The organism is Vibrio sp. L85, from assembly GCF_963871815.1.
Lineage (GTDB): Bacteria > Pseudomonadota > Gammaproteobacteria > Enterobacterales > Vibrionaceae > Vibrio > Vibrio harveyi.
In genome coordinates this window covers 157,907-182,346 of record NZ_CAWMYL010000005.1, presented here as the reverse complement: position 1 = coordinate 182,346, position 24,440 = coordinate 157,907, and the positions used below count along the sequence as shown (strand labels likewise).

22 protein-coding genes are annotated in these 24,440 nt (G+C 44.9%); 12 read left to right on the top strand and 10 right to left on the bottom strand.

Annotated elements, in window-relative coordinates:
- Positions 1 to 2: 2 nt before the first annotated feature.
- From phrB to AACR11_RS00995, 3 genes are read right to left on the bottom strand one after another with little or no spacing between them, the layout of a single operon-like run.
- Positions 3 to 1,418 (bottom strand): deoxyribodipyrimidine photo-lyase, encoded by a 1,416-nt coding sequence (gene phrB, locus AACR11_RS01005; RefSeq protein ID WP_029788225.1) that lies wholly within the window; start codon positions 1,416 to 1,418, stop codon positions 3 to 5.
- Positions 1,419 to 1,441: 23 nt separating this feature from the next.
- On the bottom strand, positions 1,442 to 2,245 hold the full coding sequence (locus tag AACR11_RS01000) for a MerR family transcriptional regulator (protein WP_029788226.1): 804 nt from the start codon (positions 2,243 to 2,245) through the stop codon (positions 1,442 to 1,444).
- Positions 2,235 to 3,185 (bottom strand): YbgA family protein, encoded by a 951-nt coding sequence (locus tag AACR11_RS00995; protein ID WP_029788227.1) that lies wholly within the window; start codon positions 3,183 to 3,185, stop codon positions 2,235 to 2,237. Before AACR11_RS00995 ends, AACR11_RS01000 begins: the two co-directional genes overlap by 11 nt.
- A 397-nt stretch (positions 3,186 to 3,582) precedes the next feature.
- Between AACR11_RS00995 and deoD the strand changes: the two genes are divergently transcribed.
- The 4 genes from deoD to AACR11_RS00975 all read left to right on the top strand — a co-directional run bounded on the left by deoD (position 3,583) and on the right by AACR11_RS00975 (position 9,052).
- Entirely contained in the window at positions 3,583 to 4,293 is a 711-nt protein-coding gene (gene deoD, locus AACR11_RS00990) for a purine-nucleoside phosphorylase (RefSeq protein WP_005375140.1), read from the top strand.
- Positions 4,294 to 4,361: 68 nt separating this feature from the next.
- Complete coding sequence (locus tag AACR11_RS00985) at positions 4,362 to 5,831, top strand: hypothetical protein (RefSeq protein WP_005452883.1); 1,470 nt, start codon at positions 4,362 to 4,364, stop codon at positions 5,829 to 5,831.
- Between the two features lie 169 nt (positions 5,832 to 6,000).
- Positions 6,001 to 7,485, top strand: a complete 1,485-nt coding sequence (locus tag AACR11_RS00980) for a hypothetical protein (protein ID WP_017818509.1) — start codon at positions 6,001 to 6,003, stop codon at positions 7,483 to 7,485.
- A complete protein-coding gene (locus AACR11_RS00975) occupies positions 7,469 to 9,052 on the top strand; it encodes a GGDEF domain-containing protein (protein WP_017818508.1) in 1,584 nt (527 codons plus the stop codon). The genes AACR11_RS00980 and AACR11_RS00975 overlap by 17 nt, the downstream gene beginning before the upstream one ends.
- Before the next feature lie 48 nt (positions 9,053 to 9,100).
- On the opposite strand, the gene AACR11_RS00970 is transcribed toward AACR11_RS00975, so the two are convergent.
- Positions 9,101 to 9,991 carry a DMT family transporter gene (locus tag AACR11_RS00970; RefSeq protein ID WP_029788229.1) on the bottom strand — a complete coding sequence of 297 codons (891 nt, stop codon included), beginning with the start codon at positions 9,989 to 9,991 and terminating at the stop codon, positions 9,101 to 9,103.
- 146 nt (positions 9,992 to 10,137) lie between these two features.
- Between AACR11_RS00970 and AACR11_RS00965 the strand changes: the two genes are divergently transcribed.
- The 5 genes from AACR11_RS00965 to AACR11_RS00945 all read left to right on the top strand — a co-directional run bounded on the left by AACR11_RS00965 (position 10,138) and on the right by AACR11_RS00945 (position 15,113).
- On the top strand, positions 10,138 to 10,524 hold the full coding sequence (locus AACR11_RS00965) for a DUF3302 domain-containing protein (protein ID WP_009697879.1): 387 nt from the start codon (positions 10,138 to 10,140) through the stop codon (positions 10,522 to 10,524).
- Positions 10,524 to 11,654, top strand: a complete 1,131-nt coding sequence (locus tag AACR11_RS00960) for an HlyD family secretion protein (protein ID WP_005452888.1) — start codon at positions 10,524 to 10,526, stop codon at positions 11,652 to 11,654. The genes AACR11_RS00965 and AACR11_RS00960 overlap by 1 nt, the downstream gene beginning before the upstream one ends.
- A 310-nt stretch (positions 11,655 to 11,964) precedes the next feature.
- On the top strand, positions 11,965 to 12,513 hold the full coding sequence (locus AACR11_RS00955; RefSeq protein ID WP_005452889.1) for an ECF-type riboflavin transporter substrate-binding protein: 549 nt from the start codon (positions 11,965 to 11,967) through the stop codon (positions 12,511 to 12,513).
- A gap of 6 nt (positions 12,514 to 12,519) precedes the next feature.
- Entirely contained in the window at positions 12,520 to 14,277 is a 1,758-nt protein-coding gene (locus tag AACR11_RS00950; RefSeq protein WP_029788230.1) for an ABC transporter ATP-binding protein, read from the top strand.
- On the top strand, positions 14,274 to 15,113 hold the full coding sequence (locus AACR11_RS00945) for an energy-coupling factor transporter transmembrane component T family protein (protein WP_005452891.1): 840 nt from the start codon (positions 14,274 to 14,276) through the stop codon (positions 15,111 to 15,113). Before AACR11_RS00950 ends, AACR11_RS00945 begins: the two co-directional genes overlap by 4 nt.
- Before the next feature lie 87 nt (positions 15,114 to 15,200).
- Here AACR11_RS00945 and AACR11_RS00940 read toward each other — a convergent pair whose 3' ends face one another.
- Positions 15,201 to 16,382 carry an MFS transporter gene (locus AACR11_RS00940; RefSeq protein WP_009697882.1) on the bottom strand — a complete coding sequence of 394 codons (1,182 nt, stop codon included), beginning with the start codon at positions 16,380 to 16,382 and terminating at the stop codon, positions 15,201 to 15,203.
- Between the two features lie 347 nt (positions 16,383 to 16,729).
- Here AACR11_RS00940 and AACR11_RS00935 point away from each other — a divergent pair, with 347 nt between their 5' ends.
- On the top strand, positions 16,730 to 17,473 hold the full coding sequence (locus tag AACR11_RS00935; RefSeq protein ID WP_029788231.1) for a metalloregulator ArsR/SmtB family transcription factor: 744 nt from the start codon (positions 16,730 to 16,732) through the stop codon (positions 17,471 to 17,473).
- Between the two features lie 51 nt (positions 17,474 to 17,524).
- On the opposite strand, the gene napH is transcribed toward AACR11_RS00935, so the two are convergent.
- Positions 17,525 to 18,379 (bottom strand): quinol dehydrogenase ferredoxin subunit NapH, encoded by an 855-nt coding sequence (gene napH / locus AACR11_RS00930; RefSeq protein ID WP_079325460.1) that lies wholly within the window; start codon positions 18,377 to 18,379, stop codon positions 17,525 to 17,527.
- Positions 18,379 to 19,149, bottom strand: coding sequence for a ferredoxin-type protein NapG (gene napG / locus AACR11_RS00925; protein WP_005452896.1), 771 nt, complete (start codon positions 19,147 to 19,149; stop codon positions 18,379 to 18,381). The genes napH and napG overlap by 1 nt, the downstream gene beginning before the upstream one ends.
- Positions 19,150 to 19,832: 683 nt before the next feature.
- On the opposite strand from napG, the gene AACR11_RS00920 reads away from it, so the two are divergent.
- Positions 19,833 to 20,333, top strand: a complete 501-nt coding sequence (locus AACR11_RS00920) for a GNAT family N-acetyltransferase (RefSeq protein ID WP_005452898.1) — start codon at positions 19,833 to 19,835, stop codon at positions 20,331 to 20,333.
- A 91-nt stretch (positions 20,334 to 20,424) separates the two neighbouring features.
- Here AACR11_RS00920 and AACR11_RS00915 read toward each other — a convergent pair whose 3' ends face one another.
- Both AACR11_RS00915 and AACR11_RS00910 read right to left on the bottom strand, forming a co-directional pair.
- The gene (locus AACR11_RS00915; protein ID WP_029788235.1) at positions 20,425 to 21,414 is read right to left on the bottom strand and encodes a phosphotransferase; all 990 of its coding nucleotides are present in this window, start codon (positions 21,412 to 21,414) and stop codon (positions 20,425 to 20,427) included.
- The gene (locus tag AACR11_RS00910; protein ID WP_009701951.1) at positions 21,414 to 21,689 is read right to left on the bottom strand and encodes a GNAT family N-acetyltransferase; all 276 of its coding nucleotides are present in this window, start codon (positions 21,687 to 21,689) and stop codon (positions 21,414 to 21,416) included. Before AACR11_RS00910 ends, AACR11_RS00915 begins: the two co-directional genes overlap by 1 nt.
- Before the next feature lie 142 nt (positions 21,690 to 21,831).
- Between AACR11_RS00910 and AACR11_RS00905 the strand changes: the two genes are divergently transcribed.
- The gene (locus tag AACR11_RS00905) at positions 21,832 to 22,578 is read left to right on the top strand and encodes a flagellar brake protein (protein WP_017189597.1); all 747 of its coding nucleotides are present in this window, start codon (positions 21,832 to 21,834) and stop codon (positions 22,576 to 22,578) included.
- A gap of 63 nt (positions 22,579 to 22,641) precedes the next feature.
- Here the strand turns inward: AACR11_RS00905 and AACR11_RS00900 are convergent, their stop codons facing one another.
- Positions 22,642 to 24,270 (bottom strand): methyl-accepting chemotaxis protein, encoded by a 1,629-nt coding sequence (locus tag AACR11_RS00900; protein WP_029788236.1) that lies wholly within the window; start codon positions 24,268 to 24,270, stop codon positions 22,642 to 22,644.
- Between the last annotated feature and the right edge of the window lie 170 nt (positions 24,271 to 24,440).

The window sequence follows — 24,440 nt, the reverse complement described above, 5'->3', positions numbered from 1 at the left end:
CTCTATTCCTTGGCATTTTTGAAGAGCCGTAAGGTTATCTCTCTTTCCACCTTGTGATCAACCATCGGCTTGTGATAATCCAGTAAATTAAAGCCACTCCATAGCCAAGGGTTATGAATGAATTTGTTTGGTACTTGTTTTATTTCCGGCACCCAATGGCGAACAAAGGTTCCGTCAGAGTCAAATTTCTCGCCTTGGCTGATCGGATTGAATATGCGGAAGTAAGGCTGCCCGTCGCACCCTGTTGATGCCGACCATTGCCACCCACCATTGTTGGCGGCAAAGTCTCCATCCACCAGCTTACTCATAAAATAAGCTTCACCCCACCGCCAATCGATATGAAGATCTTTGGTTAAGAAGCTTGCCACTATCATACGTAGTCGATTGTGCATCCAACCTGTTGTATTAAGTTGGCGCATTGCCGCATCCACGATAGGGTACCCAGTATTTCCTGCTTTCCAGCGTTCGAAGGCTTGCTCATCGTACGACCACTGAATCTTGTCTTCCCAAGCAATGAAGCCTCTGCCCTTGACCAACTTTGGCTCGAATACCAATAAGTGTTGATAAAATTCTCGCCAAATGATTTCGCTCAGCCACGTCGCTTTACCATCTGATAGGTCAACCATAGGGCTTTCAGCATACAACCTAGCGATGCACTGCCTTGGTGACAGAGCGCCGATAGCCAAATACGGAGACAATTGACTCGTACCATCAACAGAAGGGATATCCCTTTCAGCTTGGTAGGCATCACTACGGTCTCGAGCAAATTCTCGCAAATGCTGAACAATATCACTGGTTGCTGCGAACCATCGCTTGCTAGATTCTCTAGGATAAGAGAATGCGACACCATCATGGTAGCGATCTGGCTGAATCGGCTGGAGGGTAGACGGTGACAGCTCGGCTTGCGGCTCAGGTTTCGATACAACTGGCATTTGAAATTTTGCCAACCAAGCACGTTTAAACGGAGTGAACACTTTAAAGTACTCCCCCTGTTTATTTAAAACGGTAGTCGGAGCATGAACGCACTTATCGTGAAAAGTATCAAAGGCAATGCCTCGACTTGAAAGTGCGTGAGAAACCTCTCTATCTAGTACTTGTTCATTCACCTCGTAATGGATGTTCGCCATGACACGTTGAGCGCTTAAAGAAGTAGCCCAGTCATTTATGACATCTGTTACATCGGCAAACTCGGGCACCTCTTTGTATAAAAATGGGATGTTGAGTTTGGCGAGCTCTTCATTAAGGTGAGATAAACGTCGAGCAATCAAATCAGCTTGCATCGGTGCCATATGGTGCTCTCGCCACTGCTCAGGGGTCGAAACAAAACAAGCAACAACCGGAAGCCCAGTATCCAATGCAGCCTTAAGTGCTGTGTGGTCTAACGTTCTTAGGTCACGTCGAAACCATACAAGAATCATGTCGCCTCCTTACGAGGATGGATTTATTGCGGGAAATGCAGTTTTTCGATGACTTCAGATAGCTGCACTTGCTTCGGAGCTTGCTCTAATAACGTCGCCAAAGCTTCAACTTGCTTGATAGGCAGCGCTTTATTCGAGAAGAAATGTACGTATTGGTAACGTGACATCACATCATGCTCAACTAAACCCGAGATGTCTTCGACTTTATCAATCAGAGTAATGTGATACCCCTGTTCACACAGCTTTGCCGCCTGAATCCAGCTCTCTGAGTCACGAACTTGTTCAAAACTCAAAAGCAAACATTTTCCCTTGGAAGATGCCTTATTTTCCGAATCGACAACCAAGGCTAATCGAGTAATCAAGCAAGTTTGGAACAAACCAAGCTGTAAAGAACGTAGCGATACTTTCACCAAATCTAACGCTTCAAACACAGGATTGATCAGTTGCTCGATGACAATGTTGAGTGGGTACTCTTTTAACACGTTTGATAACAGCGTTTCGGTTTTGCCACGATTTAGATCCGATAACGCTTTTAACATCTCTTCTACTTCATCAAGTTTTTGCTGCTCTGGTGAAACCAGTACTTCAGAGTCTTGACCTAATAACCCTTTAACTTTACCGATGGCAACGCCTTTCGCAAGCCAGCCTTGTATTTCACGAATGGTATCCAAATCCTGTTGTCGGTACAGGCGATGCCCCTTTTCTGTTCTTTGTGGTTGAATCAAGTTATAACGTCTTTGCCAAGCGCGCAGAGTAACGGGCTTTACGCCCGTCAGCTCAGAGATGTCTCTTATCGCGTAAAATTTTTCTTCTTGGCTACAATCCATAACGTAATCTCATCTCCTGTGGATACGGTTCTAAGTATTTTTGCTTTTGCAAGTACTCGTCTGGGTACGTATTGAGATAGTGCTTAATTAACGTTAACGGGGCAAGTAATGGTAACAAGCCCGTACGATAATCACTGATCACCGTCGCCAGCTCCGCTTTTTCATTAGCGGTTAAAGAGCGTTTAAAATAGCCTTGCAAATGCATCAGGACGTTCGTGTTGTTTTTTCGACTGGCGCGATTCTGTAACGCTTTCATCAGACCTAGACGATATTCGTTGTAAAACTGTTCCATTTCGTAACTTGATACATCTGCAACCAAGCGTCCTAGCGAACGATAAGACTCTGGATGGTGCGCCATTAAAGTCAGCTTATAGCGAGAGTGAAAGTCAATAATTTTGCCGCGTGTGGGCTCGCCGCCCATCGACTCATAAAAGTCATTCAAACAGTAAACACGCGTAATGAAATTTTCTTTTAAAACCGGATCGTTTAGACGACCGTCTTCTTCTACAGGCAACCACGGCATTTTTTCCATTAATGTTCTGGTATACAAACCGATACCTTCTTTCGCCGCACTATTTTTGCTGTATACCTTCACTCGCTCCATGCCACACGTTGGTGACTTCGCACATACGATGTAACCACACAGCTCTTCACCCTCTAATTCGTTCACTTTATTTTCTGAGTACGCAAGCATGTTGTCAGTGTGGTCGTTTTCTGGATTTTTCGTTTCTACCAGCGCGATTCGCTCCTCATTGCTTACCAAACGAATGGTAGGGCGTGGTACAGACATACCAACACCGACTTCTGGACATACGGGAACAAAGCTAAAATAGCCGTCGAGCTCTTTCGTTACGAAGTTACTGATTTTATGTCCCGAATCGAAACGAACTCGTTCGCCTAGTACACAAGAACTGATACCAACTTTGATTGAAGATTCCATAACGAAGCGTCCTATACAAAATGTTTTGTTGTATAACTTATAGCAAGTCAAATGACATTGTACAAGAAAATAAATTGTACAATTTAATCGTTTTACTCACTCTCTTCGAATATCGATCAGAAACTTTTAAGAAAAAATTTTGTGCTGAAAGACGAGATTTTGTGCGCGCAATCGACAAACTGCTCAAAAGCAAATCGATTGCCTTTTTGCTTTCAACAGATTTAGTTATCAACAGATTATTTAAACAATAAAACCGACCATTTTGTGACTCAACTCTCATGCCCCCTTACCCTGTCCCGATATTATTGCCTCAACGAAAACGAACAAGTTCAACAGAATTGGTAATAGCATTCTATAATTGATGCGTTTTACCTGAACAAAACTTTGGAGAGCACTTATGGCAACCCCACACATCAACGCACAACCAGGTGATTTCGCTGAAACAGTACTAATGCCAGGCGACCCGTTGCGTGCAAAATACATCGCAGAAACTTTCCTAGAAGATGTGAAACAAGTTTGTGACGTTCGCAACATGTTCGGCTTTACTGGCACATACAAAGGTAAGAAAGTGTCTGTTATGGGTCACGGTATGGGTATCCCATCTTGCTGTATCTACGTACACGAGCTAATCGCTGAATACGGCGTGAAAAACGTTATCCGCGTAGGTAGCTGTGGTGCAGTACGTGACGACGTGAAACTAATGGACGTTGTTATCGGTATGGGTGCTTCTACAGACTCTAAAGTTAACCGTATCCGTTTCAACAACCACGATTTCGCAGCAATCGCTGATTACGGTCTTCTAGAAGAAGCGGTTAACCAAGCGCGTGCTCAAGAAGTACCAGTTAAAGTAGGTAACGTATTCTCTGCAGACCTATTCTACACACCAGAAGCTGACATCTTTGAGAAGATGGAAAAACTAGGCATCCTAGGTGTAGATATGGAAGCGGCAGGTATCTACGGCGTAGCTGCAGACCTAGGCGCGAAAGCTCTAACTATCCTGACAGTTTCTGATCACATCATCCGTGGTGAAAAACTAAGCTCTGAAGAGCGTCAAAAGTCGTTCAACGACATGATGAAAGTTGCTCTAGAAACAGCAATCAACATCTAAGAAATACTTAAGCAGTAATTTGCAGCCGGAGCCTGACCGGCTGCCTGAATTATCCCGAGGGGGCGATTGTGTCTAACGGCGAACTGCCAAAGGACGCAGATGGGTTACAACTCAACTTTTGTAAAACATTGGCGTGTGACAACTTTGGATTGAGTGATGCAAAGCGTTACGTCTTGCAGCATGCTAACCCTAAACGTCCGGCGATGGTGTGCCGTGAATGTGGAGCTTTCCCCCCCTTACTTAACAACCGCGATGTGGTCAACGAACTTCATCGTTTGAGACACGTCCACAGTGATGGACTACCTGCTTGTCGCAATGATGACTGCGACAACTTCGGACTTTCTGTCCATACTCATAAACACCTCTATCACGCTTTTGGTTACAGTGGCGATCGCCAACGTTACCGCTGTAAAGTGTGTCAAAGTACTTTTGTCGATAAATGGTCTGGTGCCAACAAAAAGCTTCAATTTCAAGAGAACTTGATGGGCTTGCTGTTCACGGGATATTCCGTCCGAGAAATCTGCCGTAAACTGAGCATCAATCCAAAAACCTTTTACGATCATGTTGATCACATTGCTAGTCGTTGCCGCCGTAAGCTTGCAACCATTGATGCACGCTGGGTAAACCACGCGCAGCATTATGAACTCGCTTCTAGCTACGTTGCATTGCAACCCCATAGTAATAATGGCGTGTATTGGATTGCTTCTGGTGAGGCACATTCGGGCTACATTCTTTGTCAGCATGTGAACTATTCATCTGATGATGAGCCAGTGGCGTCATTGGATCACAATCCATACGATGAAGTTTCTCGCTTTGTATCACAAGAATACACAGCTGAAGCAAGTGAACCACCACCAGAGCCATCAAAAAAGCTGCGTGAGCGCATCGATCAGAAATACCAAACGATTTTGGCCCGTGGTAACGTCGAAGATCCAATGGGAAATCTCTCTGTTTTCCACTATCCGTCTAAAGGTGCCTTAATTCGTCCACCTTATACCTCTTACGCACACTATCTTCATGTATTGGATATGTGTTGCCCAGAGAAACGCGTATCGATCTACATGCCACAAGATCCCCTGCTCCGCTCAGCGGCGTTGAGCGTCTGTTTGTCTCGTATTCAAGAGAAAAACGTCGATCTTATGTACGTAGAAGAAGACGCAATTTGGGATATGAATGCCCCGTTTGGTAAGGTAGATATCGCTTATATGAGTTGGTGGCGAGATCGCTGGGCGATTTCTAGTCAATACGAATGTAACAAAGGTATTTGTTATCTAGCTGGTGATAAAAATGAACCTGAAGCTTGGTTCAATGTAGCAACAACTCGCCACATCCAATTCTATCAAAACCGTTTCCAACTGCTGTTTGAGAGCTTCATCAACGAGCCACGTCGCAAATTAAGACCTGCTGGTATATTGCCTCTTTTAGATATATTCAGAGCTTGGCATAATTTGTGCTATCAGGATAAGCAAGGACTCACTGCCGCTCAGAGACTGAAAGTCACCGACGCACCACTAACGATCAAACAATTGTTGTCATGACTATTTAACAGTTTACTCATTTAGAAGTGGTAAGTAAGCGCTGAACACGGTATACATTACAGTATCCGATCCCTTATTGGTGTGGCGATTTTCCACACCGAAATGATAAACGCATCTAACCACTTGTTTTTAGGTGTAAATTCCAGTTCTATAGTCATGGATGTGAACGTTGGATAAAAGCCAAATTCAGCTCGAAACTGAGCTAACTGCGCTTGAAGGTCAGATAAAAACTGATCCTGAGCGCGCATTTCGAATTGCAGAACAATGCCGGATACGCGCAGAACAAATTCTGTTTGTTGACGGTGAGATTCGTGCGCTTATTGTTATGTCCCATGCCTGCTGGTGTAGCATGGATTATCGACACGGCTTAAAGCTGGTTAAAGACGCCTATAACCTTCAAATTCAACTCGACACTGACGACCACTTACCTGAAATACTTCACTTATTTGCCCTACAATACTGGGGACAAGCTAAGTACTACTCTGCTCAGCAATACTGGATTAATGCCCTAGAGCAGTCTGCGCTAGTCGACGATATCGAGATTCAAATCGAAGCTTTGATTGGTCTTGGTAATGTTTGGCGAATCACCAATGAACACAAACTTGCCGCCTCAACCCATGAGCTCGCGGTAAAAGTGGCAAACAACGTTCGCATAGCTTGGCTAGAAGGGAAAGCCAGAATCCTGCTTGCTTGGGATTACTACTTGCTGAATAACTTTGTCGAAATGCTAACAGTGCTCGACGGTGCGACCGAAGTACTTCGAGATCACGAAGACAGCACTTGGCACGCAGAAATCTGGGATTTCAAAGGTCTCGCTCTACTGGGTTTAGAACGTTTAGACGCAGCGGAAGAAGCTACTCAAAAAGCCCACCAGCTCGCAATTGAACAAGATCTTACGTGGATGAAAGCGCATTCTTTCATCAGCCGAGCAAGACTCGAATTACTACGTAAAAATACCGAAAGTGCATCTGAGCTACTGCAATCAGCAGAACAATCCGCCCTCGCGTTTGATAACGGCGAATTGCTCAGTCAAATTTGTTTCCAACAATCGCGCGTAGCGGAAGAGCAAGGTGACTATCAAGGTGCTTTCCAAGCGTTCCAGAAATACCGCAAACACGCACTCAAAATGCTGAAAGAGCAAACGCATCGGGTGAGCATGGACAAAGCACGAGGCTCAAAACGCCAGTTAGAACAGCGAGCACGAAAGCTCATCAATCGTATCCGTGCTCAACATGAATATGACCCAGAAAAGCAGTTCTCAAATGTAGTATCAGAAACTTACTGGTGGGAACAACTGGTTCTGTTTAAGACCGAATTAAAACGCTCTAATCATGCGATCATCATGATCCGCCACGCTGAGCCCGCATTTCTCGATATTTGTACCGAACTGGTTCACTCATTGACCACTTCCAGTGATTTAATTTCCCGCCTAAGCAGCGATCGCTTAGCCATGCTTATCGCAGAAAAAGACCAAGCGGCAGAAGATCTGTATCAAACCGTGTGTTCGATGTTAGACATCTATCCTTGGAAGCGTCGTGGTCTTGATGGTCCAAAACCGACACTTTATCTACAGGACATCCTAACCTTCCCGTTCACCTTAGAGCAGTTGGAAGAAAGCCATATTGAGGTATTGAAGAATGGAACAACTGCTTAGTAAGGTCACTGATGCGGGAATGGATCCCTCTTCTGTCGCCGGTGAAGAGGCATTGATTCTGTGGGAGCACATTCGCCTTCATATCGCCTCGACCAACAAAGAAAAAGCGCATTGCTACATCATTAGTGCTGAATATCGTAGCAAGATTAAACAGTTAACCGAGAGTATTGAAGAACTACGCCTCGCACTTGATCTACTAAAACTCCCAGAGGATGTAGAAGATATCCTATCGGTAAAAGCGAGTTTAAGTGATCGCTTGGTAGAAAAAGGGGACTATAACGCAGCACTGACCGAATACATCGCCTCAACCAACATCGCCGTTGAGTACGGCTATATCGATGAATATGTTCTCGCCATCATTGGTATGGGCAATCTTTGTGATGCGTATGGGGATCATAATCGTGCCCTACGTTATTACCAGAAAATCGACGCGATTGACCATGCAATCGGTAGCCGTTCACTAAGACTGCGTTACAAACTCTACATGCTAGCGTGCTACATCAGCCTGCAACGCATCGGCGCAGCAACCGAGCTACTAAGTGAATGCGAAGAACTGAGTATCCTAGTAAGTGATAAGAACTTAACTGGGCAAATTCATTTATATCGTGCCAAGTTATATCGTCTCCAAAAGGAATATGAACAAGCCTTACTTGCAATTTCGCAAATCCAGTATGCGACAGGCAAGCAACATACTTACTGGCTCTCAACCATGGTAAAAATTGAAACGGCTTACTGCTTAAATGAGGTCGGTCATCAATCTTTAGCGAACTTGCTGCTGGCATCAACGGGCAAACGCATTAATGAGCACTCCTCACCACTTATTGCGAACCGATTCTACAATGCAATGAGCCAAGTATGCGCGTCGCAAGGCTTGTTCAAAGAAGCGTTAAACTACGAGAAGAAAGCTTTTCGAGTTGAGTCCGACTTAGTCAAACATATTCCGATTAGTGAGTTGGGACCAGCACAGTTGCGCCGCCTCACTCGCTTTGAGCTGCAACTAAAACTCATTCTGTCTGAGATTGAAAACAAAGAACTCAAAGAGACCACCAAGCAACACAAAAATACCGTAGCTCAGCTTCAACAAGATGTATTCACCGATCCGCTGACTTCTTTACATAACCGACGTTGGTTGGAAGTGAAACTAAAAGATCTGCTGCTGCACGACACGCCATTTGCACTTATGGTGATCGACATTGACCACTTCAAATCGATTAATGACGAACTCAGCCACCTTGTTGGTGACAAGGCGATCGTCAATGTGTCGAAAGAACTCTCAGGTTACTTCAAGTTCCGCGGTTCATCGTGTGTGCGCTTCGGTGGAGAAGAGTTCTTGGTTATTCTTGAAAACACCGAAGTCGCTAAGGCTGAAATGCACGCAGAAAACTACCGAGAACGTATTTACCAATTTGGGTGGCATGAGATTCTTGGTGAACGCGGTCTGACCGTGTCGATAGGCATTACTTTGCATCGGGAGGGAGAGAATACGCAACGTACCTTCTATCGCGCCGACAAAGCCCTATACCGCGCCAAAGCCAATGGCCGAAACCAAGTCTGCACTGAACTATAAAAACGCCCCAGCAACAACTGGGGCGTTTTTATAAGCCGAATGACAAGCTTAAAGAAAAAACAAAGAAATACCGCCAAGTGCGACTAATGTACCAAGCATACTCTTCACGCCGACCTTTTCTCCTCGCAGAGCATAAATCACCAAAATAAACAGGGGGCTGGTTGCAATTAACGTCTGAGCAATGGCGGGGTTAGCGTATTTCAACGCGATTTGTTGTAGCCATAATGCCAGAAATGTCCCCACGAAAATTGCCAACAACAGCCAAACTAGCGCTTTGTTGCCCATTGCTTTTAGGTGCTGTTTAATGCTGCTAAACGGCGCCGGTTCGACAATTTTCACCACCAGACACACTGCCAACACGCCAATACTAAGACGAATGAGAGCACCGAGCAGCGGTGGAAGATCGCCCGCAACCAACGCATAGTGAGAGATCACCACACCTGAGGCTTGGCACACACTCGCGAGTAACCCAAATCCGATACCGCTCCAGTTTGTTGCCGCTCCCGAGGTTGATGGTTGAAATACCACATACGTAACCGCAACCGTGGTCACTACCACGCCCAGCCAACTTTGTAGTGTGAGTTCAGACCCAAGAAAAACCATGGCAAGCACGCCGGATAAAGGCGGTGCAAGGGATTCTAAGAGTAATGTTTTGTTCGGACCAATGCGCTTTAATGCAGCAAAATAGGCACTGTCACCAACAGCAATACCAATCACACCAGAAATTGCCAACACCGCGAGATGTAACGGCTCAATGTACGCAGGTATACCTTGAGGTAGAAAAGGAATAACAACCACCATCATCATTGAGGCGATCACACCTTTTACTATGTTCAACTGCATTGCTGAAAATCGGTGGCTGAATTGGCTGTAAATCCAAGTCGCAACCGCCCAAACGATGGCTGCACTTATCGCGGCAAGTTCACCAGAATAATGCACTACTCACTCCTTCGTATTCCATGCCGTATCTCTCAATAACTGTGTATCAAATTATAAATTACTTGATCCACCTATTGTTCTATCAAATACTTAAACAGTTAATTTACGTAAGTTTTTCTATTTAGCAACAAGCACAGGGAAGTAAGATGTTTCTAGACTATTTTGCACTTGGGTTACTCATTTTCGTTGCTCTGGTTATCTTCTACGGGATCATTGTCATTCACGATATTCCTTATGAAATAGCGAAGGAACGTGAACACCCTCATCAAGACGCCATTCACTATGCAGGCTGGGTCAGTCTTTTCACACTTCATGCTCTTTGGCCATTTCTGTGGATCTGGGCAACCTTATGGCGCAAAGAACGCGGATGGGGTTTCAAACAACTTGAGCAAGAAACGCATGATATCCATCATCGCCTCGAAGAGCTAATTGACGAAGTCAATGAATTGAAAAAAGAAGTCTCAACACTCAAAGGTCAAAAACCTGCACAAAGTGTTCCTGCACAAAAAGAACAAGGTAAGGAGGAGCAATAATGGATTTACTACTGGTTCTGACTTACGCCGCATTATGTATCGCCATTTTCAAAATCTTTAACATTCCGCTTAACAAATGGACAGTGCCAACCGCTGTGCTTGGCGGCGTTGTATTGGTCGGCACACTAATCTTGTTGATGAACTATAACCACCCGTTCACACAAATTGGTAATCAAGTATTCTCTACCACACCAGTGGTGTCAGGCGTTCGTGGGCGCGTCATTGAAGTGCCTGTACAACCAAACCAACCTCTACAAAAAGGCGACGTTCTTTTCCGTATCGACCCGATTCCATTCCAAGCAGAAGTCGATAAGTTACGTGCAAAAGTGAAAGAGGCAAGCCAAGGTGCACTTGGGCTTGAGTCTGGTGTGCAAGAAGCGGAAGCAGCGGTTATCAAAGCGCTTGCCGAGCGTGACAAAGCACAGCGAGAATTTGACCGTTATCAACGCGGTTTTGATCGCGGAGCATTCACTGAGCAGCAATTGGATACTCGACGCCAAGCATACAAAGCCGCACAAGCCGCATTGGAAGTCGCACAATCTAAGCAACAACAAGCGCAAATCGCGCTGGATTCTGAAGTGGGTGGTGAAAACACCCAAGTCGCTTCATTGCTTGCAGAACTTCGCCAAGCAGAGTTCAACCTAGAACAGACCGTCGTTACAGCTCCTACTGATGGCTATGTTACCCAGCTCGCACTGCGTCCTGGTGTTATGGCAGTACCATTGCCTCTTGCTCCAGTGATGACCTTTGTTCATACCGAAGATAAACTCTATACCGCCGCGTTTCGCCAAAACTCACTACAGCGTTTAGAACCGGGATTTGAAGCGGAATTTATGTTCCGCGCGCTACCGGGCAAAGTCTTTAAAGGTGAGGTTGTTGATGTATTGCCAGCCATCGGCGAAAGCCAATTCCAAGCTCGTGGCTCCCTGCTTGGTACAGAGGCATTGCGTACCAGCGGTCGTGTATTCGTGACGCTGAAAATTACCGATGACCTTGCTGAATATCACCTGCCTATGGGTACGGCGGTAGAGGTTGCCGTTTATTCTGACAGCTTCACTCATGTCTCCATCATGCGTAAGGTTCTCATTCGAATGAAGAGCTGGCAAAACTACCTATACTTAGACCATTAATTTATCGATAAAAATCGCATTAAAAAGTGTAATCAGGGGCTGACAGTTAGCCCCTGATTTCATTCTAGCCATCCAGACAGATAGCATTCCCACTTTTATCAATATTCTGTATAATGCGCGCCTTATTTTTGATGCTTGCTGAAAAACTAAGCCAGTCAATAGAGTGCGTGAATCCAATCACACATTTCTTGAAGAAAAACAGAGCAAACAATAAGCAGCTTGGTTGTTTCTTAACTTTGTTACACAATCAGCGCTATACAAAAAAGCAAGTGAACGTTCTTTAAAATCGACAATTGAACTGAGGTTATCTATGAATCTTTCCGCTAAAACCGTTGTGGTTATTGCAATCGGTGCTGCATTGTACGGCATCGGTGGTCTGCCAATGTTCGGTATTCCAGTATTTGCAAACACGACGCTAAAACCAGCAATGGCGGTATTAGCATTGTTCTCAGTACTATTCGGTCCTCTTGTGGGCTTCTTGGTTGGCTTTATTGGCCACTGGGTCACTGACCTGTTCGCAGGTTGGGGGGTATGGCTTACTTGGGTACTTGGTTCAGGTATTGTCGGTTTAATTATCGGTCTTTTCCCTTCTCTGACGCGCAACCGCTTGGAGAAAGGTGATTTCAATATGAAAGACTTTGTGTTGTTCGTGGTACTTGCTCTATTGGGTAACGTATTTGGTTACGGTTGCTCAGCCTTCCTAGACACCATCTTGTACGCAGAACCGTTCACTAAGGTATTTACTCAGCTATCTATCATTGCAGCTGGTAACACCATTCTTATTGCTATTGTGGGCTTCTTCATTCTTAAGTCTGTCGCAAAACGTAACAAGCAAAGCCGCAACTTAACAGAGGCTTAATGTCGAATGACAATCGAATTTTCTAACTTCTCTTTTAGATATGAGTCGCTGGACAAACCGACGCTAAAAAATATCAATCTAAGGATAGAGAAAGGAGAGAAAATCGTCATTATCGGTCCAAGTGGTAGTGGTAAATCTACCCTTGGCCAATGTCTTAACGGACTAATCCCACACGCAATCAAAGGGGAGATCAGTGGCAAACTGACCATCAATGGTCAAGACACAACCCCTTTTGACATGCACCAATACACCGAGCAAGTTGGCACCGTTTTACAAGATACAGATAGCCAATTTGTTGGATTAAGCATCGGCGAAGACATCGCGTTTGCACTAGAAAACCAGCTCACTTCTAACATCGACATGTACCCGTTAGTCAAAGCAACGGCGAAAATGGTCGACCTAGAACAAATGCTAAGCCGCTCCCCTCATGATCTATCTGGTGGTCAGAAGCAGCGCGTTTCTTTGGCTGGTATTTTGGTGGACGATGTCGATATCCTACTGTTTGACGAGCCTCTAGCGGCACTCGACCCGAAAACCGGTAAAAAGACCATTGAAATCATCGATGACTTGCACCGTGAAACAGGGAAAACCATCATCATTATCGAGCATCGTCTTGAGGATGTGCTGCACCGTTCTGTCGATCGCGTTATTTTGATGGAAAGTGGTGAGATCATCGCCGATACAACACCTGATGCAATTTTGGCGTCCCCATTGCTGGAAGAATATGGCATTCGTGAACCTCTGTATCTTTCTGCATTGAAAGAAGCGGGCTGCGCGATTGAAGGTGACGCGAAACCATCAAGCCTAGATACGTTGCCACTGGCTCAGTACCAAGCAGCTGTCGACTCTTGGTTTAACACTTCACAAGAGACTTCAATAGCCGCCCCACTCGACTCACTGCTAGAAGTGCGTAACTTAACCTATTCTTATGACGGCGAGAAAAATGCCCTCGAAAACGTCAGCTTTGATGTTAAACGTGGCGAGTTCGTTTCTGTTTTGGGAAAAAATGGTTCTGGTAAATCGACGATAACAAAGTTGGTGATGGGCGTTATCGAAGCTGATCAAGGCTCGATGTCGCTAAATGGTCAAGACCTTAGTGAACTCTCCATCTTCGAACGCAGCCAAAAGGTTGGCGTAGTCATGCAAAACCCAAATCATATGATTTCACATCACATGATTTTTGATGAAGTGGCATTTGGTCTGCGCAACCGTGGTGGTGAAGAAAAACAAGTCGAAGCGAAAGTACTCGAAGTCTTAGAGTTATGCGGTCTCAGTAAATACCGTCATTGGCCAATTGAAGCTCTTAGCTACGGTCAGAAAAAACGCGTAACCATTGCTTCTATTTTGGTGCTAGAACCTGAGCTATTGATTCTTGATGAGCCTACAGCTGGTCAAGATTACCGCAACTACACATCGATGCTGAGCTTTATCGAGAAACTCAACAGAGAACTCGGCATCACCGTGATGATAATCTCTCATGACATGCATTTAGTCTTGGAGTACACCACTCGTTCCATCGTGATTGCCGACAGCAAACTCATTGCTGATGCGCCGATGACGGCGGTTTTCAGCGACCCTGCACTGTTAGATCAAGCAAACTTAACGACCACCAGTTTGTATGAACTCGCAACCAAGTTGAATATTGAGAATACGAACGGCTTTATGCAGCACTTTATCGATGTCGAGAAAGCGAGGCGAGCAAACAAAACCGAAGCTGAGATTACCGTTCAAGCACGAGAAAACGTTGAGAAAGTAGTGGCATGAAAGACAACAAAATGAAGTTTGGTATCAACTATATTGATACACAGTCGCCACTGCACAAGCTGAACGGCATCACTAAGTTCTTGATGTTTATCGCTTGGGTGACAGTAGTGCTGACGACATTCGATTTACGCATCATCGCATTATTGATCATTGTCGGTCTTGCCCTGCTCAAAATGACTAAGGTGCCATTCCACGTATACAAGCCATTGTTAATTGGTACAGGTAGTGTATTGCTTATCAACGCATTGTTTATGTTTGCATTAGCCCCACAACAAGGCACTGAGTACATGGGGTCAACGACCGTTTTATTCTCATTGCCAGGTAACTACTCCCTGACTCAGGAAACCTTGTTTTACCTTGTAACGGTAACGCTGAAATACTTCAGTATGTTCCCTATCGCTTTGGTGTTTGTGTTTACGACACATCCTACTGAGTTTGCGGCAAGTTTGAACCGTTTGGGAGTGCCTTACAAAATCGCTTATGCCGTCAGTTTGACCTTACGATACTTACCTGAGGTGAAGAAAGACTTTGTAAATATCATGCATGCACAACAAGCCCGTGGCGTAGAACTTAGTAAGAAAGCACCGTTGTTTACTCGAATGAAGAATGTCGCCAAGATTCTGGGGCCGTTGATTTTCTCTAGCCTAGATCGCGCAGACCAAATCTCCAATGCAATGACATTACGTGGTTTTGGTCGTCACTCATCTCGCACTTGGTATAGCTTAAAACCGCTAACTAAAGCAGACATGCTGTGTATGGCGGGCATCGCTGTTATTGTTGCGGCAGCAATCGCTAAACGAGTGTTAGACGCTCAACTGTTCTGGTATCCGCTGTAATACCGCAACACTAACAATAAAAAATGGGATGCCGCAGCATCCCATTTTTGTATCTAACATCTCATTTATTGAGAAGTGAGCACTAACTCAGTTCCATCTCAACACGCGTGTTTCATTACCCTCTTGCGGCTTAGCTGGGATGTTCAACGAAAGCAACAGGCTCACCGCCGCCATGCCTGCGCCTATATAAAATACGCTTGATGGCGATACCAACCAAATCACCCCGAAAGTAACTGGGATGACGACAGCTGCAATGTGGTTAATCGTAAACGCCACGCCGGCAGTTGAAGCCATATCGGCAGGATCGGCAATCTTTTGAAAATACGTTTTGATCGCCAATGCTAACGCGAAGAACAGATGATCAATAACGTAAAGCGCAGCTGCCCATTCCGCTGTTTGAACCAAACCATAGCCAACAAAAACAAAAATCAAACCAACGTATTCGAACATCAAAGCCTTACGCTCACCAACAGCGCCGATAAAACGTCCAATACGTTTAGCAAACAAAAAGTTAAAGACGTAGTTAATAAGGAAAAGTAACGTAATGTCCGCAGCCGAATAACCGAACTTCTCTACCATCAAAAAGCCAGCAAATACGGTGAAAATTTGGCGACGCGCCCCGCTCATAAAAGTCAGAGCGTAATACAACCAGTAACGCTTACGTAAAACCAGCTTCTTATTTTGTGGTACTTCGGTTTTAAACTCAGGGAAAGCAAACGCCATCACGATAATCAAGACAAAACCAATCCCCCCAGCAAGTAAGTAAACGGTTTTGAAATCGAACTTAAGTTGCTCTAACAGCACCCAAATCGCACCGTAAGTAAAGAGTGAAGCCAACGCACCAACCGAGATGAATTTACCCAGCATCTCTGGCGCCTCTTCTTTAGAGAGCCACTGCAGCGACAAAGATTGCTTTAATGTTTCAAAATAGTGGAAGCCCGTCGACATCAACAGAGTAGTAAAAAGAAGTCCAAATAAAGAGGGGAAGTAACCTGTTATTGCCGTCCCTAACGTCAGCATTGCCAACGAGACCAACATAAAGCGCTGCTCACGAATAAACAGCAATACAAATACGACGGTAAAGGCTAGAAAGCCAGGGATCTCTCGCACGCTCTGTAGTAACCCGATATCTGCGCCATCAAAGTTAGCTTTTTCAATGACAAAGTTATTTAACAGCGCCATCCAAGTCGAGAAGGCGATAGGAACGATAATAGAAATCAGCAGAAGAAAGTTTTGTGGTGTTCTCCAGCTTTTCGGTGACGTGCTCATGATGTGTCCTTAGAATATGAAGCCGCCATCATACCGCCAAATGTAACAAATTCGCAATATCATTATTATTTCCTCGTTTGCTTGGCTTTCTTTTTTATTTCATCATGTTAGCTTAAGAAGCAGATTCATACCCTCGTTTATCAAACGATTTTATGTGACTATTTTTAAAGTATATTTTACAAAATTATTCCGTATTTCTAGACACCAACATTGAACCGCAACATCGTGATGAAGAGATAGGTGATGAGATAAAGGAAAGATACGTGCTTCTTGTTACACACCGGCAGGGTTATACTGTGCCAATCAACGTTCATTTTGACGTAAGTCTCTGCAATTCCTAATTTGATATGATGAAAAAACAAGTTTTGTTCCTTTGCACAGGTAACTCCGCGCGCTCGCAACTTGCCGAGGCAATTTTCAATCACATGGCGGGGGAGTTGTTTCATGCGGACAGCGCAGGTCTTCATCCTAGTGAGGTCGATGAAAGAGTATTTGAGGTATTACAAAGCCATGGAATGAGTGGCAAAGGTTTACGCTCAAAAGATTACGCAGAAGTCGAAGACAATCACTACGACTTCGTTATCACACTGTGCGATAACGCAAAAGACGAATGTGTCATCTTCGAACAAGATATCGACCAACTGCACTGGAATCTTACCGACCCAAAACCGCTTGATGGTATTCAACCATTCCAGAATACGGCAATAGAGTTGGTCGAACGTATTAGCTTGTTTTTGTTGTTAAATAGCGAAGAAAACACCAGTCATGTGGACCCAAGCAGTTTCTTCAAACTGATGAGCGATCCCTTGCGTCTGAAAATTTTGATGTTGCTGGAAGATGAGCAAGATCTGACGGTGACTGATCTTAAAAACGCACTAAATGAGAGCCAACCAAAGGTATCTCGCCACTTGGCATTACTGCGTGATACCACGTTTTTAAAAGACACACGCCATGGGCTTTGGATTCATTATCGTCTCTCACCATCGCTACCAATGTGGATTAAGCATCTGTTGCAAACGGTGCGTGTCGGTAATCCTGGTATCATCAATATTGAAAAAACACGTCTGAAATCACTCCAGAATCCAGAGTGATTTCACTTCTTTTAGTGGTCCATCTTTCCTAGCGTCAGCTTAACTGGACCACTAATCAATGTTCTTCACCTTGAGTCGGTTTTGGAATTCAAACACTTTTTCAGGGCACACGTCTAAGCATCGACCGCAACTCATACAAGTTTGATCCATGACTCGTCGGTCACCTTCTTTGAGGGGTTGGCGCAAAATATCTGGTTCAGGACATACATAAAAACAGTCCATGCATTTGGTACAATCTTCTCGACGAACAGCCGTCACTCGCAACAAACTCTTACTACCAATTACGCCATACGTTGCTCCCAGAGGGCACAAGTGACCACACCAACCATGCTCAACCAAGAGTAAATCCAGCACAAACACAAGTAGTATCAATACCCATCCAGCACCCATGCCAAAGACTAAGCCTCGATGAAGGGCGGCGACGGGGTTCAACCATGTCCAAAGCACAGAACCTGATATCGCACTGCCAAGCATTAGAGCAGGGATCAACCAATAACGGATGTTCGGCGACCAACGGTAGCTCGCTTTAAGGTTAAGCTTTCTGCGCAACCACGCCGCAAAGTCTGTGACAATGTTCAAAGGGCACACCCAAGCACAAAACGCTCTCGGGGCAAGAATCGCGTAAAAAACTAAGACAATCACAACCCCTAGCAGAGCATTAAACTCTGGGATATGGCCTGTCGCCAGCGATTGGAGAACAATCAGAGGATCGCTTAACGGCACTGTATTAAGCAACATACTCGAAGATAAGTTACCTTGCAGAATGCCCCATGTGGGACCGGCCATAAACAGAGCAATGATCGTCAATTGGCACAATCGGCGAACAATAAGAAAACGATGCGCTTGCCACCAGCCAAGCTTCTCGACAGCTTCTTTGCCAGCATCTTGCGCTAAATTCTTGGCCATCACTGACCTCCTTTAAGCGACTCTAGAGCACCACTAGGCACAGGTGTTTCTTCAGGCAATACGTTTTCGAGCGGCTTGTCGATTTCTTGCCAGCCAAAATTGTAGTGACTACCAACTTTGCCCTTGGCTAAATCTGTTGGAACAACTTTAATCGCCGCAACATCTAGCACACATGCTTGCTCACACTTACCACAACCAGTGCACACATCAGAATTAACCGTTGGAATCAATTTAGCGTGATAACCCGTTCGATCATTTCGGATGTTTTCTAGCGTTATCGCTTCATCAATCAGCGGGCATACGCGGTAGCAAACATCACAGCGTAAACCTTGCCAGTTGAGGCAGGTTTCATGGTCAATAAGCACAGCCGTTCCCATTCTTGCATCGTCAATGTCCGTTAAATCATGGTCTAAAGCCCCGCTTGGGCAAGCGACGACGCAAGGGATGTCTTCGCACATTTCGCATGGAATATCACGCGCAGTGAAGTAAGGAGAACCTGTTGCGACAGGAGACAGTAAACTAGCAAGCTTTAACGTGTCGTAAGGGCATGCTTGAACGCACAACCCGCAACGGATGCAAGCCGATTCAAATTCACCTTCAGGTAACGCGCCAGGAGGTCGAATCGGTACGCCTTTAGTTTCTCGCGCTTGGCTTTGCATTGACTGCAAGCCAAGAACACAAGCCGCAGCACCAACACCAGCCGCAGTGCGTGCGGTGTCACGCAGGAATCGTCGCCGACTTTGCGAGACTTTTGATTGAGAGGATTTCATTATTATATTCCTCAACTACGCTCTAATTGCTCTTAAATAAGTTAAGCATAAATAGCGTTAAAAAGGCGGTCTCCCCATACCCCATAAGAGGTAACTCCAACCTGTCTTGATTAAAATCAACTCGTTGCAGATACCCAGTTCACATTTTGGTGAAATGGCTTTATTTCGATCAATATACCCAAGCAACTTCAAGATGCTGGACTCAGAGCGTTGTCATTAATTCGAGGTCAAGGAAAACAACTTGGAACGGCGAGCTCTTTCCAAGTTGTTTGAAGCAGAGATCGAGTCAATGACCCCCTCCCTAAGGGTACTCTTTGCAAATAGTAAGGACCTTGGCTTATATATTTGTTGTTGATTCTTGATTTAGACCCACTAGACCTTTAAATCGCCGCAGCATCTACAAACCAAGTCATTCTCGCGGAACCAAGCATCTCAAGGTTACTTGGGTATGCAACTTCACCATTATTCCCCATAAAGGTGAAGTTATTTAGTATAAAAATTCAACACAAAATCACTCTCATTGGTGTTTTCAATGATAATTCACTATAAAAAAATTGAAATAAGCACTCGATAACCCACTAAATTAAAAGCGATTTAGCCTATAAAGTTCAAAAAATGCTATTCAAAATAGAATTCTCTCGTTAGATTGAAGTTAATTCCAAAAAACTACAAAGGAGAGAAGCATGGAAATTATCGTTCGTCCAACCACTGTTGAAGACGCTGCTGCGCTAGTCGAAATTTATTCACAACCAAAAGCACAACGTGAAACCCTGCAACTCCCTAAGCCATCTGTCGCTATGTGGGTCGAACGGTTATCGAAGATACCAGCAGGTGTGTATAGCTATGTCGCAGAGATCGATGGCAAAGTAGTCGGAAATATAGGCTTTCATCACTCACAGCGTCCAAGAACATCACATACCGCATCATTTGGTATTGGTGTTCATGATAAGTACCACGGTTTAGGGGTTGGCAGCGCATTGATCAGCACGGTCACCGAGTTGGCGGATAATTGGTTGAATGTAAGACGCATACATATTGAAGTAAACTCAGACAATGAGGCAGCCATTGGCTTGTACAAAAAACATGGCTTCGAGATAGAAGGCGAGTTTGTCGATGCATCTTTTCGTGATGGTGAGTTTATAAATACTTACAGTATGGCTCGCATCAAAAAACCGAAAAACTAACCAACACTAACGATAAACCTCCCAAAGCACCAATACCCAAGTAACCTAAAGGTGCTTGGGTATAACGCAGCAATTTCCTGGGAGTTTTTATTTACTGGTGAGAACCTAAATCGAGCTCATCGAGGGCGCGTTTGGTGAGTGATTCCGTATAGGGATTAATTTTCCAGTGCTCTGGGCTCCATCCTTTCACAAATCGTTGAAAATCAGCCCAAGCAAGTGCGAACAATGGTCGCCATTCTTGCTCGACAACTTTGCTATCAAGGTCGGGCTGGTAGTGATTCAGCGCATTCGTTAACGCAGAAAAATAGTTATCTAACACCCAAGACTCCATCTCAGTACACTGACTCGGCTCGATTGCACTGCTCATAAACAACGCAACATCTTTCATCGCACAGCCATGCCCCACGTACTGGAAATCTACCGCTGCCGCCGCTGAGCCTTGTTCGTTAAAGCAAAAGTTTGCCAGCTTGGCATCACCATGCACTAAGGTTTGAAACCGAGCCTGACGCAACGTTTGGTCAATGCTCTCCGCGCGTTGCTTGAGCCTATTATCTTGTAACGCAACCAATTCATCCGGTCGCGTTTGCAAATGCCAGTAGGTTCCGGTTTGCCAAAGTTCATCATGGCGAACCCCAATATGGCGCGCATGAAAGTTGGCTAACCACGTCAAGCAAGCTTTTAACTGACCTTTGGTCGCGTCTTTGACGACGTTTGGATAACCCGCCAGAGCCAGATCTTCCATCACAATCAACCACTCTGTTTCATTCTGAAAGCACTTCAATCCTTGTGGAATTCGACAACGTGCATCAACAGGCTGGCTGAAGTGCTGATACCAACTCACTTCAACTTGATAAGAATGCAGTTTACGTTGATGCGAGCGGTCTGTATTCCACCCTCTCGGATGTTGTGACGGTCTTGGTAATTTGACGTGTTTTACGATAACGGAACGGTCTGGAAAAGTCAGTCGAACTAACTCCCCATAACCGCCCCATAAAGATTGAATCACATCGATGTGCTCTAAAGTGCCAAGCGCTAGCTCGTCACCGATGTTCTGATAAAGCGGATTATTCATTGGCTCCATTATGCGAGTAAATGTGCCCATTCAGGGTGCGTTGCCATGTATTTAATCACGTATGGGCAAACGGGTACAATGCGATAACCTTGCGCTTCGATCTCTGGTAAAACAGCTTCCATCATCACTTTGCCATACCCCTTCCCTCTTACTTCTTCAGGAATAAGCGTTGAAATGATATGCATCTCTTGCCCATCGAGCTTATAAACCACTTTCGCTTTGTGGTTTTCCTCCAAATCGACCCAAAAAATTTGGCTTGTTGTGTCTTGTGTCACTTTCTGCATTATCCGTGCCCCACTTTTCACTTGTGCTTTATTGAAACTCGCTATGCGACTGCATAGAATGATATCCACGCAATAGTCTAGTAATTTAGTATTACCATAACATAGCGCGAAACGTCTTCTCACATTAGGTACGACAATAATAATGAGAAATATGATGACGAGTGCAAGGGACAATCGTTCGTCTCAGCCAAGCAAAAATGCACCTGAACGTCAGGCAACAACATTAAACAGCACTGATGCAATGGCAATGGTGGAGCACGGTAGTGAAGTGACATTGAATGTTACGACGCCCGTGGGGACTAAGTTCATCACCACCAGCACCTTTATGGGCTGTCATTCCAACAATACCGCGCTAATTGAGATCCCAAATATCTCCGATGACGATTTAAAGTTTTATTTTCAAGAGGGATTTTGGATTAACGTGAAAGCTTATTCACACCGTGGTGAAGGCGCTGTTATTCCTTTTCGAGCACAACTTCAACATCGCCTTGGAGACCCATATCCACTCTTAGTTTTAGGCTTGCCAAATACCATGCAGGTCTACCAATTGAGAAAAGAAGTGCGATATGAAGTGAACTTACGCTCTCGACTCCAGTTTGAACAATTCCGTGCAGAGTGCGAAATTCGAGATCTATCAAAAAGCGGTTGTCGCTTTGTGACTTCACCGATGAGCCGAACACTTCAAGTTGGTGATCTTGTCACGTTGGATATCGCGATGCCCGGGAATGGGCGTATGCTCGCACCACTCAAAGGGCGAATCTGCAACTTACAGAAATCCACACATTATGCGCGATATGGCATGGAGTTTGATGACTTCGGCAAAGCAAATGCAAAGAACCTATTGAGCCATCTTAAATTTGATGGCACGAAACTGAAGCTGAAGGGATAACCCTCCTCAGCACCCAAAACAAAAAGGCACCGATAGTCGGTGCCTTTTGCTTTTCTGCTCAAATTACAATTTGAAGAAGCTTAATTGCTCTTTTTGCTTTTCCGCCAATTTAGACAGCTCGCAGCTTGCACTTGCACTTTGGCTAATACCAGCAACGTTCTGGTTGACCAGTTCAGACATATTGACCACATTACGGTTGATGTCTTGAGTCACCTGAGATTGTTGTTCTGCCGCCGTTGCAACTTGTGTATTTGAGTCGTTGATGTCTGCAACAGACTCTGTAATTCCCACCAACGCTTGGTTCGCTTGATGAGCCAACTCGTTGTTGCGAGACAACATATCTAAGCTCACTTGCATGCTGTCATTCGCCAAACCCGATTGCGCTTGCAGTTCTTCAATGATGGATTGGATCTCTTGTGTTGATTTCTGAGTGCGAGCAGCCAGCATACGAACCTCATCCGCTACGACCGCAAAACCACGTCCGGATTCACCTGCACGAGCGGCTTCAATCGCAGCATTCAGCGCTAACAAATTCGTTTGTTCTGATACACCGCGAATCACCTCAACCACGTTGCTGATTTGCTCAGACTGAGTTTGAAGACGCTGAACCACCTGAGCTGCGTCGTTCAGTGCTTCTGACATCTGTTCACTAGCGTGTGTACTCTCTTTGAAAATGGACAAGCCCGACTTCGCCAAGCCATCAGCTTCACGTGCCGTGGAGTCTGCTGCTGTTGCATTACTGCTTACATTGTCTGCGGTACTTGCCAATTCATTGACTGCCGACGCGACTTGTTCAATCTCGATCAACTCTTGTTGCGCGTTAGCTTCTGCTTGAGTCATCACAGCAGCAAGTTCGGTTGACGCCGAAGCAACCTCTTCACTGATACGCATCAATTGATCTACGGTGCTACGCAATTGTTCTGCGGTTAGGTTTACATCTTGGCTTAGTTTCGCCATTTCGTTTTCACCATCCGCTTCCGCACGCACGTTCAGATTACCCTGGGCAAGCTGACGCATCACACCTTGTAGATTGATGATTGGTGTCACAATCTTGCCAGACAGTAACCATGCACCGATAAGCGTTAGGGCAAACACTGACAGAACCGTGAACGTCGCATTGTCTTGTACACGTAGGTTTTGACGTTCACTTTCTGCCATGCTTTCTGCAGCAACTTCATTAACACGCTTAGACAACGCATTCATTACTGTCACCATGTCGTTACCTGCACGGCGGTATTGAGTGATCATCTCCTCACGCTGATCTGCGCTGAGTAAACCTTGATCGTATTTTGTCACAGCATCAATCACTCGATGAGCTTGCTCGATATATGCGCTTACTTTCTCACGCACATCGTTAGTTTGCGAATGGTAAGTTGGGTTCGCACCAATTTGACTTACCTTATTGTCTATCTCTTTTGCGATGTTGTTGAGCTCATTGATGTAATTTGTGCGACGCTCAGGGATGTACATGGCGTAAATGCCGTTAATTCGAAGGGGATAAACCAAGTTGTCGATTTCTGACAATAGGTCTTTGTACAGAATGACAGACTCGCTATTCTCCGTACTGCGTTTTAACTCTACTTGTAGCTCATTACGTGTGAACCACAGAGCAATAACCACTGCTAACGCCGTTGCCAAAACTGGCAAAAGTACCTGCATTCTGACTGACAGGTTTTTTAATAATTTCTGCATTTCCGAACCAATAAAAAAATAAAAGACGTGGGGGCACGTCAAGTTTTGTAAAATGGGCGGGAATGTTATAGATATCAGTAACTTTCAGCCAACAAATTATGTTTATCGTATTGATAAGCAAGCTCAATAAAATGCTGGAATTATGGATAAAAAAATCCCCAAGCCTTCGC